This window comes from Archangium sp., assembly GCF_045802675.1.
In the GTDB taxonomy this organism is placed as follows: domain Bacteria; phylum Myxococcota; class Myxococcia; order Myxococcales; family Myxococcaceae; genus Archangium.
This window is the reverse complement of sequence record NZ_JBJMQO010000093.1, coordinates 14,257-29,441: the sequence shown is the minus strand read 5'-3', so window position 1 is coordinate 29,441 and position 15,185 is coordinate 14,257. Positions and strand designations below refer to the sequence as shown.

The 15,185-nt window shown below is 70.5% G+C and carries 13 protein-coding genes; 8 read left to right on the top strand and 5 right to left on the bottom strand.

Annotated features, from left to right (window positions below; all coding sequences use genetic code 11):
* The first annotated feature begins 11 nt into the window (after positions 1–11).
* The 7 genes from ACJ8AN_RS26660 (at position 12) to ACJ8AN_RS26630 (ending at position 7,753) form a co-directional block, all read left to right on the top strand.
* Positions 12–398, top strand: coding sequence for a VOC family protein (locus ACJ8AN_RS26660; protein ID WP_407758290.1), 387 nt, complete (start codon positions 12–14; stop codon positions 396–398).
* 65 nt (positions 399–463) lie between these two features.
* Complete coding sequence (locus tag ACJ8AN_RS26655) at positions 464–1,780, top strand: hypothetical protein (RefSeq protein ID WP_407758289.1); 1,317 nt, start codon at positions 464–466, stop codon at positions 1,778–1,780.
* A gap of 195 nt (positions 1,781–1,975) precedes the next feature.
* The gene (locus tag ACJ8AN_RS26650) at positions 1,976–2,869 is read left to right on the top strand and encodes a hypothetical protein (protein WP_407758288.1); all 894 of its coding nucleotides are present in this window, start codon (positions 1,976–1,978) and stop codon (positions 2,867–2,869) included.
* Between the two features lie 87 nt (positions 2,870–2,956).
* The gene (locus tag ACJ8AN_RS26645) at positions 2,957–3,172 is read left to right on the top strand and encodes a hypothetical protein (protein ID WP_407758287.1); all 216 of its coding nucleotides are present in this window, start codon (positions 2,957–2,959) and stop codon (positions 3,170–3,172) included.
* A complete protein-coding gene (locus ACJ8AN_RS26640) occupies positions 3,172–3,396 on the top strand; it encodes a YtxH domain-containing protein (RefSeq protein ID WP_407758286.1) in 225 nt (74 codons plus the stop codon). Before ACJ8AN_RS26645 ends, ACJ8AN_RS26640 begins: the two co-directional genes overlap by 1 nt.
* A 316-nt stretch (positions 3,397–3,712) precedes the next feature.
* Positions 3,713–5,542 carry a family 43 glycosylhydrolase gene (locus ACJ8AN_RS26635; protein ID WP_407758285.1) on the top strand — a complete coding sequence of 610 codons (1,830 nt, stop codon included), beginning with the start codon at positions 3,713–3,715 and terminating at the stop codon, positions 5,540–5,542.
* A 411-nt stretch (positions 5,543–5,953) separates the two neighbouring features.
* Positions 5,954–7,753 carry a protein kinase domain-containing protein gene (locus ACJ8AN_RS26630; RefSeq protein WP_407758284.1) on the top strand — a complete coding sequence of 600 codons (1,800 nt, stop codon included), beginning with the start codon at positions 5,954–5,956 and terminating at the stop codon, positions 7,751–7,753.
* 64 nt (positions 7,754–7,817) lie between these two features.
* Here the strand turns inward: ACJ8AN_RS26630 and ACJ8AN_RS26625 are convergent, their stop codons facing one another.
* The 4 genes from ACJ8AN_RS26625 to ACJ8AN_RS26610 form a co-directional block, all read right to left on the bottom strand.
* Positions 7,818–8,294: an SMI1/KNR4 family protein gene (locus ACJ8AN_RS26625; RefSeq protein WP_407758283.1), complete on the bottom strand. Its 477-nt coding sequence runs from the start codon at positions 8,292–8,294 to the stop codon at positions 7,818–7,820.
* A 110-nt stretch (positions 8,295–8,404) separates the two neighbouring features.
* On the bottom strand, positions 8,405–9,274 hold the full coding sequence (locus ACJ8AN_RS26620; protein WP_407758282.1) for a hypothetical protein: 870 nt from the start codon (positions 9,272–9,274) through the stop codon (positions 8,405–8,407).
* 56 nt (positions 9,275–9,330) lie between these two features.
* Positions 9,331–11,517: a protein kinase domain-containing protein gene (locus ACJ8AN_RS26615; RefSeq protein WP_407758281.1), complete on the bottom strand. Its 2,187-nt coding sequence runs from the start codon at positions 11,515–11,517 to the stop codon at positions 9,331–9,333.
* 50 nt (positions 11,518–11,567) lie between these two features.
* A complete protein-coding gene (locus tag ACJ8AN_RS26610; protein ID WP_407758280.1) occupies positions 11,568–12,887 on the bottom strand; it encodes a trypsin-like peptidase domain-containing protein in 1,320 nt (439 codons plus the stop codon).
* A gap of 124 nt (positions 12,888–13,011) precedes the next feature.
* On the opposite strand from ACJ8AN_RS26610, the gene ACJ8AN_RS26605 reads away from it, so the two are divergent.
* Positions 13,012–14,019 carry an ATP-binding protein gene (locus ACJ8AN_RS26605; RefSeq protein ID WP_407758279.1) on the top strand — a complete coding sequence of 336 codons (1,008 nt, stop codon included), beginning with the start codon at positions 13,012–13,014 and terminating at the stop codon, positions 14,017–14,019.
* Between the two features lie 7 nt (positions 14,020–14,026).
* Here ACJ8AN_RS26605 and ACJ8AN_RS26600 read toward each other — a convergent pair whose 3' ends face one another.
* Positions 14,027–15,067: an agmatinase family protein gene (locus tag ACJ8AN_RS26600; RefSeq protein ID WP_407758278.1), complete on the bottom strand. Its 1,041-nt coding sequence runs from the start codon at positions 15,065–15,067 to the stop codon at positions 14,027–14,029.
* Between the last annotated feature and the right edge of the window lie 118 nt (positions 15,068–15,185).

The window sequence follows — 15,185 nt, the reverse complement described above, 5'->3', positions numbered from 1 at the left end:
CCATTCAGGCCATGGACGTTCAGGGCTTCCACCACTTGGCCATCCAGGTTCGGGATGTAGAGAAGGTCACCGCTTTCTACCGGGAGGTGCTGGGCTTGTCCGAGCTCAAAAGGCACCATCGGCCCGACGGCTCGCTCCGCAGCGTGTGGGTGGGGGTGCCGGGCGGGGGGTTTCTCGCCCTGGAGGAGGTGTCTGGCGAGCCCGAGCCCGGTCCCTTCCGTAACGAGCGGCCGGGCCTCTTCCTGCTGGCCCTGCGGATTCCGAAGGCCGAGCGGACCCGGGCGGTGGAGGCCCTGGGGCGTGCGGGGGTGGCGGTGGAGCACGAGACGAAGTGGACGGTGTACGTCCGGGATCCCGAGGGAAACCGGGTGGCGCTCAGCCATCACCCGGAGGACTGAGGGACAGGGGAGGGCCCGCGCGCCTTGCGGAAGGCGGCGGGGGGCGGCTACAAGCCGGAGCCGACATGCGCCTGGGCGAACTGCTCCTTCAGGAAAATCTCGTCACCCCGCAGGCCCTGGAGGAGGCGCTCGAGTCGCAAGTCGTCCATGGCGGGCGGCTCGGGACGAACCTCGTCGAGTTGGGGATGCTGTCGGAGCAGGACCTGGCGCGGGTGCTGGGCAAGCAGCACAACGTGGCGTCCGCCTCGGGCGAGATGATTCCGGACGCGCGCGCGCTGGAACTGGTGGACCTCAACGAGGCGGACGAGAAGGACTTCCTGCCCATGCGGGTGGACGCCACGCGGATGAGCGTGGCCGTCATCAACCCCGAGGACATCGCGACGCTGGACGCGCTGGCCTTCAAGACGGGCAAGCGGGTGGTGCCGGTGGTCATCCCCGAGTTCCGGATGAACCAGCTGCAGCGGCGCTACTGCAAGGCGTTCCGGGCGATGCGGGCCATCGACATGAACGCGGTGCGGCCCACGCGCGCCCAGCAGGAGGCCCGGAAGGAGGCGGCGAAGGGCGAGGACCTGATGAGCGAGGAGGAGTTCCAATCGCTCTACGCCCAGGCCCTCACCGGTGGCGGCAAGGCCGTGGGCGAGGAGCCGGTGTTGGACCTGGTGGAGGCGGTGGAGGAGGAGCTGCCCGCCCCCATCGTCCAGGGCTACGCCGAGGTGCCGGTGCCCCCGGTGGCGCCTCCGCCGCTGGAGACCCTGCCGGAGCTGGTGGTGCCCGAGGCGCCGCTGTTGGAGGAGGGGCCCGGGGTGGCTCCGCCTCCGGTGCCCGGGGTGCCCCCGGTGGCGCCCGCGCGGCCGCGCACGAGGCCGGTGGCCCCGCCGCCGGAGCTTCCGCCCACGCCGCTCACCTTCGCCGAGGCGCAGGCGGAGCTGTCGCGCAGCTCGGATCGCGAGCAGGTGGCGGCGACGGTGCTGCGCTTCGCGCTGGGCAAGTGGAAGCGCTGCCTGCTGCTGAGCGTGCAGGGCAGCCTGGTGACGGGTTGGCGCGGCATGGGGCAGGGGGTGCGCGAGGCCGCGGTGAAGCGCATGGGCATCAGCCTGCAGGCGCCGAGCACCTTCCGGCTGGTGCGCGACACGTGCTCGCACTACGTGGGGCCGGTGCGCCGGGACGCGGCCTCGGGCCTCTTCTACAAGCTGCTGAGCGGGGACTACCCGACGACGGCCGTCATCCTCCCGCTGCTGGTGCGCGGCAAGCTGGTGCACATGCTGTACGTGGACAACGGTCCCGGCCAGCTCACCCCGCCCGACGTGGGCGAGCTGCTCATCCTCTCGCAGGGCGTGGGCCGCTCGTACGAGGCGATGATCCGCCGCCGCAAGAGCGCCTGAGCCCCGCCTCGCGCCCACACCTTTCCGGGGCGTGGGCGGGCTCCGGTGCTTTCGTCCTCGGCCCGACGGTTTTCCCTGACGGGCTGTCCGTCACTTCACGCGGCGGTGGCCCCAGGACAGGGGTGCCAGGGAATGATTGCCCTTGCGTGCTAGGGTCAGGGAATCAGTGAATTGTCAGGAAGCCGGGGACCCGAGATGAAAGCCATTGGATTGCTCGGAGTGATGATGTTGGCACTCGCTGGCGGCTGTGGCTCGGTGGACGAGTCCGAGGCCCCCTCTGGAGAGCCCGGCCGCACGGCGGAGCAGGCGCTCGAGGAGGACAATGGCCTGACGGCGAATGGGCTGGCGTTCAACGGGCTCGCCTTCAATGGGCTGGCCTTCAACGGTCTGGCTTTCAATGGCCTGTCCAGCGGCGCGTTCTCCACCTGGTTCCAGCAGAACCCGCAGCAATCCGAGCTCTTCATGAAGTACCTCGTCCGGTGCGCCGTCCCGGCGGGGCAGAGCCGGACGTATGTGAATGGCTCGACCACCTATGTCTGGCCCGGAGGTCTGGGATTGGCACCGGCCTGGTCCAGCGGCTCGCCGGCCACCGTGGAGGAGCAGCAGACCGTGTCCGCGTGCCTGGGGGCGCTCGTCAACAAGTACGGCCGCTCCGTGCTGCTCTCCATGCTGGGCACCAACGCGCAGGGGCAGCTCATCCCCACCACGGCCGCGGAGCTGTCGAGCTACACGCTGCGCGAAGGGTGCTTCTTCGGCAACCTCTTCAATGGGGAGGGGCTCTTCGTCGGAAACGATCAGGGGCTGCTGCCCATCTCGCAGAGCAGCCTCCGGGCCTGCGCGCTCTCGGGCAACAACGCGTGCCCGCCGCTCGCCTATATCGGGAGCTGCCACGCGTTTTGCCAGCATGACGGCACGGGCTCGTACTTCACGCGGTGCACCCGCAACGGTGTCTCCTACCACGCCCTCACCACCCGGCTCAGTCCCCAGGACATCTATACGTGCGGCGACGGCATCTGTCAGCCCACGGAGTCCTGTGGTGTGGGCAACGTCGCCTACAGCTGCAGGCGGGACTGCGGCTCCTGCAAGTGACGCTCCCGGGCGTCCGCCGGTGAACACCGCGGGGCCCCGCTTCACGTCCACGGCTTCGTTCCTAGGTTATCCGGACGGAGGTCGTGGATGGGAAAGGACACAGGGCAGCCCTCGGGGGTGGTGGGAGGGACGTTGGATGTCTCGGGCTCGACGGAGCCGGAGGCGGCCTCGCCCACGGACGCGGGAGCGGTGCTCGCGCACCGGAGGCTCGCGGCGACCCGGGCGAAGAAGGCAGCCGAGCGGGCGAAGAAGCCCGTGGCACGCCGCACCGCGAAGGCAACCACGAAGGTGAGGAGGGGATGATGACGAGGAAGGTGTTGTGGGCCGTGGCGCTGGGGACGTTGCTCGCGGGAGCGGGCTGCCACCGCAATACGCGCGAGCGCGCCGAGGACTCGGTGGAGAAGGCCGGAGACAAGGCCGAGGACACGGCGGAGAAGGCCAAGGAGAAGGCCGGGGACGCCGCCGAGACCGCGGGGGACAAGGCGGAAAAGGCCGGGGACAAGATCGAGGACGCCACCGACCACTGAGCTTCACCGGAGGCGGAGGACAGGAGGCCGCTGGGCACAGGTGCTGCCCCGCGGCCCTTTGCCCCTCGTCCTCCGGGAGAGGGTATCGGATGAACCCGGGTTGAACCTCGTGGGTCAGTCCAGGCCGCCGGCCTCTCCGATGGTTGGTGCCCTTGACACACTGTCTCCGCCTGTATGAGAAAACCGTCCTCCTGCGGGTGCCCGAAGGGGCAGCTCGGGAATCACAAACGGTTTCATCAGCCCGGAAGAGGAATTGAACATGCGCGGAGGGCCGTCTTCATCTCGAGGTTGGAGCCGAAGGGGAGCAGTGCTCCTGGTGCTCGCAGTGCTGAATGCCACGGCCTGTTCGGACAAGGTGAAGCCGCCGGAGACGCCGACGGAGAACCCGACACCGACCGAGCCCCCTCCCGTCACGAAGAACTTCACCAACCCGCTGCAGATCCTGATCCCCGGTGGCGGGCGCGTCGAGAACTGCCCCGATCCCACGGCCATCCGCGGCCAGCGGGAGGGAGACACGGCCTGGTACATGTACTGCACGGCCGATTCCCTCAACGATCAGGACAAGGACCCGGTGACGGGCAAATACAGACGGCACCTGATCCCCATCCTCAAGTCCAATGATCTGGTGAATTGGACCTACGCCGGAGATGCGCTCTCCGCGCCGCCGGCCTGGGCAAAGCCTGACACGGCTCTCTGGGCACCGGAGATCGCCTTCTTCGGCGATAAGTACCATCTGTATTACACGGTGGTGGACACGGTGGCCGGTGGCAGCGCCATCGGCGTGGCCACCAGCACCAGCCCCCTGGGCCCTTGGACCCAGGCCGACAAGCCCGCCGTCGAGCCCCACGAGGCACCCTGCTGCGCCGGGTCCCGCCGGTGGGTGTTCGATCCCGAGGTGCTCATCACCGACGATGGGAGCAAGTATCTCTATTACGGGAGCTACTTCGGCGGCATCTCCGTGCGCAGGCTCTCGGAGGATGGAATGACCTCCGATGCGTCCTCGCAGGTGGAGGTCACCATTGCCAACCGCTACGAGGCCGCCAGCCTCATCAAGCACGGTGACTACTATTACCTGCTCGGCTCGGCCACCAACTGCTGCAACGGTCCGATCAGCGGCTACAGCGTGTTCGCCGGGCGCTCCAAGGATCCGCGGGGGCCCTTCGTGGATCGCGAGGGTGTCCCGCTCACCGCCAGCCGCGTGGGTGGCACTCCGGTGCTCGGCCTGAATGGCAACCGCTGGGTGGGCACGGGCCACGACACGATCCTCACGGACCTGGGCGGCCAGGACTGGATGCTCTACCACGCCGTTGACAGGGCGAACCCCTACCTGGCCCCGACCGACACCGGCGAGCTGCCCCCCAAGCGCCAGGCGTTGATGGATGCGCTGGACTGGGTGGAGGAGTGGCCGGTGGTGCGCGGCGGCCAGGGCGCCTCGGACACCGAGCAGCCCGTGCCGGCGGGCAATGCGGAGAACACCCCGAGCCTCTACACGAGGGTGCTGGCGAAGCAGGACGAGCCCGGGGCGCCCATCGCCGCGGCCTCGGACGAGTTCGACGGCACGGAGCTCGGCGCTCAGTGGAGCTGGGTGCGCCCGCCGCCTTCGACCGGCTTCGGGCTGGAGAATGGCTCCTTCCTCTTCAACACCCAGGATGCCGACCTCTTCGAGGACGTCGACAACGCCTCCATCCTCTGGGAGCAGGCCCCCACCGGCGATTACCTGGTGGAGACGAAGCTCACGCTGAACCTGCCTGCGGAGGGCTGCTGCCAGAACTACGTCCAGGCGGGCCTCGTCCTCCACGGCGATGAGGACAACTATGTGAAGCTCGTCCACTCCTCGGTCTGGGAGACGCGCCAGGTCGTCTTCGCCAAGGAAGTGGGCCCCGGCGTGCCCGCGCACTACCCGCGTTACGGTGAGACCGTGGGAGGCCCCGCCGCGGACACCCTGTGGCTGCGGGTCGCCAAGCGCACCGTGGGGCAGGAGGAGCACTTCACCGCGTACTCCAGCCGGGATGGCAGCTCCTGGAGCCGGGCGGGGACGTGGACGCACAAGCTGGGAACGGGAGCGCGCATTGGCCTGGTGTCCCAGTCCGGACCGAGCTTCACCGCCACCTTCGACTATGTCCGCGTCTCCGAGTTGAAGAACTGACCCACTGGTGGGCCGGGGAGACAGGAGTCGAACCTGTCTCCCCGAAGCCAGACACGGCAGCCGTCGGCGCTCCCTGCTCGCGGAAGCCGCCCAGGGCAGAAGCCTGTACTTCTTTCAAAAGACCCACCCACTTTTTTACAGTCTCTCCGACCATAGGACACTTGCGCGGTCCGCATTGATGGTCACCGAACATCGAGAACGCGAAGGAGATCAGCCCTTTGCACTCCGTGCTCGGAGTGCAAGGGTGAGGACGTGGCCGTGGCACGGCACTGGCACACAAGGAGCCCATTGTCGGTGGATGGACCGGCGGACTCTTGTGCTACAGGTGTGTTCCTCGCGATGAAATCCTCTGTTGCCTTTGCTTGCCCCTGTCATCCGCCACATCTCGAGCCGGGGGAGTGCCCCACCCTGGTGCGGGGTACGGCGAGCGGGACGCAGCCCCAGGCCTGGGCCTCCGCGCGCGAGGACGGCCTCCTCGGCCAGCGGCTCGGCAGCTTCCGGGTGGTGCGCCAGCTCGGCCGGGGCGGGATGGGGAGCGTCTATCTCGCCGAGCATGGCCTCATCCAGAAGCGGGTGGCCGTGAAGGTGCTGCATGCCCATCTCGCGCAGGACGAGAAGCTGGTGGCGCGCTTCCTCGCCGAGGCCCGCGCGGCCAGCCGCATCCAGCACGAGAACGTGGTGCTCGTCTTCGATCTCGATACCCATGAGGGCCGGCCGTACCTCGTCATGGAGTATCTGGAGGGCGCGACCCTGGCCTCCTTCGCCCGCGAGCGGCTGGAGCCCGAGGTGGCGGTGGAGCTGCTCGCGCAGGTGTGTGACGCGCTCGGTGCCGCGCATGCGCAGGGCGTCATCCACCGGGATCTCAAGCCGGCCAACATCTTCGTCCTTCCGCGCGAGGACGGCGGCCACCGGGTGAAGCTGCTGGACTTCGGCATCGCCAAGCACCTCTACGCCGCGGGGGACGAGACGCCCACCCAGGCCGGCGTGCTGCTGGGGACTCCCGAGTACATGGCCCCCGAGCAGTGCGGAGAGGGCGCGGTGGGCCCGCACACGGACCTCTACGCCGCCGGAGTGCTCGGCTACCACCTGCTCACCGGACAGCTTCCCTTCAGCGGGCGCACCACGGCGGAGATCCTCCTCGCCCACCTGTGCGTCACGCCCCGGCCGGCGCACGAGCTGGCCCCCCGGGTGCCCCCGGCCCTCTCGCGGGTGCTGCAACGCGCGATGGCCCGGCAGCCCGCGGAGCGCTACTCCAGCGCCGCCGAGCTCAAGGCCGCGCTCCTCACGGCGGTGAGCCCGGGCAGGAGCGCCGCCCCGCCCTCCTTCCAGGCCCGGGTCTTCGTGAAGGACGGCGAGGCCCCCCGGCGGCTCGGCTGTGAGCAGGTGGGCCGCAGCGGGCTCTTCCTGCGCACCGACGCCCCCCCGCCGCTGCTCAGCCGGGTGCGGCTGCTCCTGGAACTGCCCGGCGGAGAGCTGCCCTGCACCGGCCAGGTGGTACGGCATGTGACCCAGGCCCAGGCCGAGGCCTGGGGCATGGTGCCCGGCTTCGGGGTGGAGCTGCAGCACGTCACCGCCGACTTCCACGAGACCCTCACCCGCCTGTTCTCCGGGGAGCGGACGCCGGCCCCCGCCGTCCGAGGCAACCCCGAGGCGGAGAACGTCCTTCGCGACTTCCGCAACCGGCCCCAGGGCGATCATTACGCCCTGCTCGGTCTGGCGCTCGAGGCGCCCCGGGAGCGGGTGCGCGAAGCGGCCCGGCTCGCGCGGCAGACCCTCGAGTCGCTGCTCTCCGGTGCGCTGTCCGCGGACCAGCGCGTCCAGGTGGAGCGGCAGCTCGAGCGGGTCTCCCAGGCCCTGCTCGTCCTGGGAAACCTGGAGCGGCGCGTGGAGTATGACGGCTCCCGGCGCAACGCGGCCGGCATCATCCGCTGTCTCGCCGAGGGGCTCACCGTCTCCCAATTGGAGGAGGCCCGGCAGCGCTTCCTCGCCCGGGAGCGCGGGGCGGATGGGCGCTCGCTGGTGCAGCTGCTGTCGGCCCGCCTGCTGGAGAAGTCGGGCCAGACCGCCAAGGCGCTCGCCGCCTACGAGCAGGCCGTGCAGGCGGATCCGCTCCACCTCGAGGCCCTCAACGGCTACCGCACCCTTCAGCTCAAGCTGCGCGGGGGCGAGACGCGCAGGCCCTCGGGCTCCTGGCCCACGAGACCCCTCTGAGGGGTGCACCCGCTACGCCGCCCAGTAGGCTGCGGACACGTGCTTCTTCACCTTACGGCGCGGATCACTTCTTCCCCAGCCAATACGAGCGTCCCTTGCTGCGCAGCACCTCCTCCAGGAACTCGGAGAAGGAACTGGCGATCTGCTCACAGTAGGCCGGGTCTGGCCATGTCTCGTGGTCTCCGTCGAAGAGGGAGTAACGATCGTCCTGTTGCCGGGCCACGTCCATCACCACGTAGTTGCCGTCCTGCACGTCGCAGAGGGCGTACATCGAGGCTGGGCCCCACTGGTCGTCATCCTCTCGACGAATGGCTACCCTCGCCCGCACGATCTCGGACAGGGGAAGCATTTGGTAGGGGGCATCCGGCAGTCGCTTGAACAGCTCCGCTCCGTTGCAATGCAGGTAGAAGGCCCGCAGGTCCGGGTCCAGCTTCCAACCCACCCGCTGCTCGAATGCTTCGATCTGCTCGGGCGTGGCGGGCGGATGGGGGAAGTGCTCGCGGGATACCTCTTCGAGCAAGCGGCTCATGGGCGTGGCCATCGTCAGTTGCCCGTATAAGGCAGGTTGGGTCCCACTGTATTCCAGGGGTCCTGACCGGCGTAGCAGGCCGGGGAGACAGGATTTGAACCTGTCTCCTCAAAGCCAGACACTCAGAGGCGGAGGCCGGCGAAGAATTGCACGTTGAAGCCGCTCAGGCTCCAGGTGGACTGGGTGTCCGAGAGGCTCACGTTGCCCACCCGGGCGGTGTACGTGTACTCGCCGGACGAGTAGCGCAGGCGGCCCTCGGCGCCGACGAAGAGGTTGTCCTGGACGAAGTACTTGCCGCCGATGCCCAGGCCCACCGAGGGGGCCACGTCGCTGCCCAGATACTCGAAGTCCGTGCTGTCGCCGGTGCCGGTGTTGGCCACACGCGTGGTGGTGAGGGTAACGCCCGCGAGCGCCAGGCCATACAGGTCCACCTTCTCCATGCCATGCGAGTTGCCTGGCATCAGGTGGTAGGTGACGCGGGCGTGGGGCGAGTAGAAGAGGTGGCTGAAGGTCCACCCGGTGGCCAGGTTGAGCACGGCACACACGGAGACACAGGCACCGGCCTCGAATTCACCGCCGAGGGTGAGCACGCCGGGCCCGAGCGGCAGCACGCCCACGTCGGCGCCCACGCCCAGGTTGACGAAGGCCAGGAGGATGTCCGCGTTGAGCATCACGCGCGCATCGATGTCGCCCACGCCCTGCATGCGGTTGAGCCGGGGCGCGGTGGGCGCCTCCGAGGTCCGCGTCACCGGCGCCGGCTGGGTCGCCTGCGCCTGCGTCACGGGGGCCTGCGTCACGGGCGTGTCCTGGGCCGGCGTCACGGGCGTCTGCTGGGACTCCGGAGCCTGCGTCGTCGCGGGCGCCTTCTGGGCCTGCGTGGCGGACGCCTTCTTCCGGGTCTGCGTCGTGGGCGTCTTCTGGGCCGTCTGGGCCCGCGCGGACGTCGCCGCCAGCAGCGCGCTCAGGCACAGCATCGCGATTCTTCCCTGCATCTTCTCCCCCTGAAGGGCCGCCGGGCGCGAGCCGCGCTCCGGTCCGGCCGGTGGTGTCACGGCTTCTCGTGCTTCACGTCGAAGGCGACGCGTTGGCGGGCCTCGAGCCGGAAGGACTTCTCCCAGCGGGCTTTGCCCGTGGTGACGACGAGCTGGTGCTCGCCCTCGTAGAGCGAGAGCTTCGGTCCCGCCTTGCGGCCGTTGAGGAAGATGCGCGAGCCGGCCGGGGCGCGCACCAGCACGGTGCCCTTGCCCACGAGGAAGCGCTGCACGGTCGTGCCCTGGGGGCGGACGGTGATGGCGCGGGTCGTCTTGTTGATGCCCTTGGCCGGATTGCTCAGCTCGAAGGTGTACGTGCCGGGTGCGAGCGGCATCGTGAGGGGCGTCTTGCCGAGCCGTTTGCCGTCGAGCGACACCTCCACTGGAGGCAGCACGAAGAGCTGGAGCCGGGTGGTGATGGCGGTCTGGGGGGCCTCGGGCGTCGCCGTGCTCGCGGCGGCGGGAGGCGTGGAGGGAGCGGTCCCCGAGGCGGGCACCACGGAGCCTCCCGGCGTGGCGGGGGCAGTCCCTCCCGCGAGGACCACGGCGGGAGCCGCGCCCTGGGCGGCGGGCGTGCCGGCGTCCTCCGTGAGCGCGGTGGCCACGGCCGTGCCCGCATCCGTTGGCGCGAGCTGCGCGGTGGCGGGGGGCGTCCCGGTATTTTCCGGGGCGGCCGGCGTGGGCTCCGCGGCCTTCGCCGGGGCTGGGGCCGCGACGGCGGCCACCTGCGTCTCCGCGAGCTGCTGCTGGGCCCGCTGGTGCTGGGTCCACAGGACGAAGCCACCGGCGGCGGCGGCCATGGCGGTCAGGGCCCCGACGAGGAGCGGAACGCGCGAGCGCCGCTTCCGGGGCGGGGCCTCCTCCTCCACCTCGACAGTCTGCCGGGCGGGCTTCTTGCGGCCGGGCGGCGGAGCGGGCTGCTCGGCGGCGGGCTCCTCGGCGGGGGCGGGAGGCGGCGCGGACTGCTCGGCCAGGGGCGGTGTGCGGGGCTCCTCACCCAGGGACGGCGCCGGGCGGGGCTCCTCGCGCGCGGGGAGGGGCTGGGCCACGCCAGGGAGGGTGTGGCGGCCGGTGAGCTCCATCACCGAGTCGACGGCGTCCGCGTCGTCGTCCTCGAAGGGGACGAGGTCGGCGAGCTCCGCGGCGTCGATCTCCGCCAGGGGCGTGAGGGGGCGGGCCATGCTGCCCGAGGGGCGCGTGGGCGCGGAGGCGGGCGTGCTGCCCGAGGGCCGGAGCGCGGGCTGCACGGACGGCGTGCCCGTGCCCGAGGTGCGGCGGGCCACGTCCGCCAGGCCGATCTCGAGCATCTGGCGCCGGGAGGCGCGCGCGTCCCGGTCGGGCGGGAAGAGCTGGGTGAGGAACTCGGAGAAGGTCTCCGCGGTGGGGATCCCCTCGATGGCGGCCACCACGGCCTCGCGGAACTCGAGCGCGGTTTCGTAGCGCTCGTTGGCGCGCTTGGCGGTGGCGGTGCGCACCACCTCGGCGAGGGGGCGCGGAATGTCCGAGGGCAGGGGCGGGAGCTGCCGGTTGAGGACGGCCTGGTCGGCGTCCGGCGCGTCCTGGAAGGGCATGCGCCCCGAGAGGCACTCGTGCAGCAGCAGGCCCAGGAGGAACACGTCGGTGCGGGCGGTGACGGCCTCGCGTCCGCCCATGAGCTGCTCGGGGGCGGTGTAGTTGCGGCGGTTGCGCACGCGGCGGCCATTGCGCTCGCGCGGGGCGAGGTTGAGGGCCCCATAGCCCGTCACCTTGCACACGCCACTGAAGGAGACCATGACGGTCTCCGGGCGCAGGTCTCCGTGCACCAGCGGGGTGCCGTCGTCGTTGCCGGCCAGGTGCGCGTAGTGCAGGCCCATGGCCACGTCCGAGACGATCAGCGCGGCGAAGGCGGGGGGCATGCGCGGGCGCACTTCCAGCACGCGGCGCAGCGACTCGCCGTCGGCGAACTCGGTGACGCGGGCGAGCCCGGCCTCCAGGTTCACCATGCCGTGGACGCGCAGGATGTTGGGGTGCTCGAGCACCGAGGCGCGTTGCGTCTCGCGCTCCAACTGGGCGCACAGCTCCGTGTCCCGGGCGACCTCGGGGGGCGCCCACACCAACACCACCGGACGGGCGGGGGCCCCGGTCTCGAGCGACAGCCCGAGGAAGGCGCGAGAGCCCTCGCCCGCCAGCAGGGGCCCGAGCGGATGATAACGAACCTGACTCATTGGGGCCCCATGCTACGGGCCCCGGCCCGGGGATCGCTAGAGCCCCCTCCCTAGAAGGGCAGGGTGACGTGGTAGCCGTAGCGCCCGCGCCGCACGAGCAGCAGGACGCTGCGTGTACCCCGGGCGGACAGGAGGGCCTCCTGGAAGGCGGCGGGCTCGGCCACGGGCTGGTTGTTGAGGCGCACCACCAGGTCCCCGGGCTCCAGGCCCACCTCGTCCGCCGCCGAGCCGGGGCGCACCGCCTGCACGGCCATGGCGCCGCGCGTGGGCTTCACCCTCAGTCCCAACCGGTTCCACACCAGGGCCTCCACCAGCTGGGGCGGGAACTCGACGGGCGTCACCTGGAGGGCGCGCTGTCCGCCCTCGCGGAAGACGGCGAGCGGGAAGGCGGCGCGGGCCGGGTAGCCCTGGGCGCGGGTGACGTAGTCCTCGGCGTCGGAGATGCGCGAGCCGCCCATCTCGGCCAGCACGTCGCCGCGGCGGATGCCCGCCTGCTCGGCCGGGCTGCCCGGCTCCACCTCGCTGACGACGACGCCGTAGGTGCGGTCCCACCCCAGCTGCCGGGCGAGCCTCGGCGAGAGGTTCTGCACCTCGAGGCCCACCCAGGCCGGGCGCACCTTTCCGAAGCGGGTGAGCTCCTCCATGATGCGGCGCACCTTGTCCGCGGGGATGGCGAAGCCGATGCCCTGGGCGCTGGCGAAGATGGCGGTGTTGATGCCGATGACGTCGCCGTCCACGTTGAGCAGCGGCCCCCCCGAGTTGCCCGGGTTGATGGCCGCGTCCGTCTGGATGAAGTCGTTGTAGGTGCGCCCGTCCGCCTTGAACGTCCGGCCCGTGGCGCTCACCACGCCCGAGGTCACCGTCTTGCTCAGCCCGAAGGGGCTGCCGATGGCCACCACCGTCTCGCCAATCATCAGGTCCGAGCTGGTGCCCAGCTTCGCCGCGGGCAGCGGCTGCTTGGAGCTCACCTTGAGCACGGCCACGTCGTTGTTGGCGTCGCTGCCGATGACCTCCGCCTCCAGCTCGCGCCCGTCGGCCAGAATCACGTGGATGGCCGAGGCGCCGCGGATGACGTGGTCATTGGTGATGATGGTGCCGTTGGGGTCCACGAGGACGCCGCTGCCCAGGCTCTGCTGCGTGCGCTGCTGCTGCGGGGGCGCCCCGAAGAACTCCTCGATGGGGGAGCGGCGGCGGAAGGGCGACTCCACCTCCTGCTCGGTGCCGATGAAGACGACGGCGGGGGAGACCTTCTGGACCACTTCTACGACTTCGTTGCGCCGCCGGGCCTGATCGGCGTGGGCAGGGGGACCGCCGGCGAGTGCCAGCAGGAGCGCGAGCGACAGGCTCCAACGGGTCAATGGGGTCTTCACGTCATGTCCTCCGGTTGCGGTGTCGGGTGGGTGACGCCCTGAAATGTCGAGAACTCCGCAGGTTTCGCGGCATTCCCGCGCATTGCACTGGCGTTCAGATGCCGGGTCGAAGACTAATGCAGCCATGAGTCTCGTCCTTGTAGCGGACGATGAGCCCGCGGTGCTCGAGGTGCTGAGTCAGGTCGTCGAGGACCTGGGGCACGATGTCCTTCAGGCGCGTGATGGCGAGGAGGCCTGGAGCCTCGCGAGGGCGCGTCGTCCCAATCTGGTCGTCACCGACCACATGATGCCCCGCCTGAGCGGGTTGGACCTGTGCCGCAGGCTGCGCGGCGACGAGGTCCTCGGCCGCGTTCCCATCATCCTGTTGAGTGCGGTGCTCCCACATGGTGCGCCCGAGGCCTACGCCTTCCTGCACAAGCCCTTCGAGATTACCGACTTCGAGGGGTTGATCCGCAAGGCGTTGGCGGAGGCGCCCAGGAGCAAGCCGCTGGAGGGCTCGTCGGCGGTGGAGGCGCTGGGGGACTGGGTGGCCAAGGGCTTCCAGGGGCCGCTGTCGGCGGCGCTCACCGAGGTGGAGCGGCTGCGGGTGGAGGGGACGGCGGGGGGTGGGTCGCTGGAGGCGCTCGGCGCGCAGTTGAAGACGCTGGAGGCCCTGACGCGCGACTTCCGGGAGGCCGCGCAACTGGCGGCGCGCTCGGTGACGTTGCGGCCGGTGGTGGCGGACCTGGGGACGCACGTGCGCCAGCGTCTGGACACGTGGAAGCAGCGGCTGCCCGCGGTGGAGTGGATGCAGGAGCTGCCGGCCGGGCCGGTGGAGCTGCGGTTCGATCCGGAGCGGATGCAGCGGGTGATGGACACGCTGCTGGAGCACGCGGGCCGGTACGGGGGCGAGGTGAAGGTGGCGCTGGAGTCCACGCCCTCGCTGGTGACGGTGCGCGTGAAGGACAGCGGGCCGGACCTCTCGGACGAGGCGGTGCGCGAGCTCTTCGAGCCCTTCCGGCCCGGTGGGGCGGGAGGCGCGCTGGGGCTCTACATCGCCTCGGAGCTGTCGCGGCTGCATGGCGGCGGGCTCTCGGTGGAGTCGAAGAAGGGGCAGGGCACGACGTACAGCGTGGTCCTGCCCCGGGGCTGACGGGCGGTTACTTGCGCTGCTCGGACTTCAGCATCCAGCCGATCATCTTGTAGAGCAGCCGGGCGCCCACGTTGCCGTCCCACTCGCCGCCCTCGGGATCCGGGGCGACCTCGGTGAGATCGAAGCCGACGATGGTGCGCCCGGAGCGGACCACTCCGGAGATCAGCGCGATCGTCTCCGGGAAGGACAGGCCGCCGGGCACGGGCGTGCCGGTGTGCGGGCAGAGCACGGGGTCCAACCCGTCGATGTCGAAGGACAGGTAGACGTGCTGGGGCAGGCCCTGGAGCATCTCGTCCACCTGGCGATTCCAGGGGATGCCGTCGAAGCGCTTGTGGTTGATGTCGGCGTCGAAGAAGGCGCGGACACGGCCCTTGGAGGCCTCGATGTAGCGGTGCTCGTCCTCGCTCATGTCGCGGATGGCGACCTGGACGAGCGACTTCACGCCCGGGATGCGCTCGGCCACGTTGTGCATGATGGAGGCGTGGGACCAGGTGAAGCCCTCGTAGGCGTCGCGCAGGTCCGCGTGGGCATCCAGGTGGAGCACGCCGAGGCCGGGGTACTTCTCGGCGTGGGCGCGGATGATGCCGAAGGAGATGGAGTGGTCCCCGCCGATGGCGCCCACGCGCTTGCCCTTGTCGAGCCACTCCTTGGCGGTGCGGTAGACGGCGTCGTGGAGCTGCTCGCACAGCTGGTTGACCTCGGAGGAGGCGGCGCGGAGCTCGGGGTTGGAGTGGTCGATGCCGCCGGCCTCGATGATGGGGGCGGCGCGCTCCTTGGCGCGGGAGTTCCAGGAGCGCCACTGCTCGGGCTCGGGGAGGAGGGAGATGCCGCGCTCGTAGGGGCGGCCGGTCTCGACGTCGAAGAGGTCGACCTGGCGGCTGGCCTCGAGGATGGCGGAGGGGCCGTCGGAGGTGCCACCGCCGTAGCTGGTGGTGGCCTCGAAGGGGACGGGGATGAGGACGACGTGGGCCTCATCGGGGGAGTGGGGGAGGCCGAAGATGCCGGAGCCGGGGGCCGCGGCGGCGCTGGGGTCGAAGGCAGCAGACATGGTGGCGGCGGAGGATAAGGGGGCGTTCGTGCGAAGCAACGTTCGTCTTCACCGGGACCCTTCCATCAGCGGCGGCCCGGGGGCTCGTTCGAGGGGTCGCCGGGCCGGCCGGTGAGGG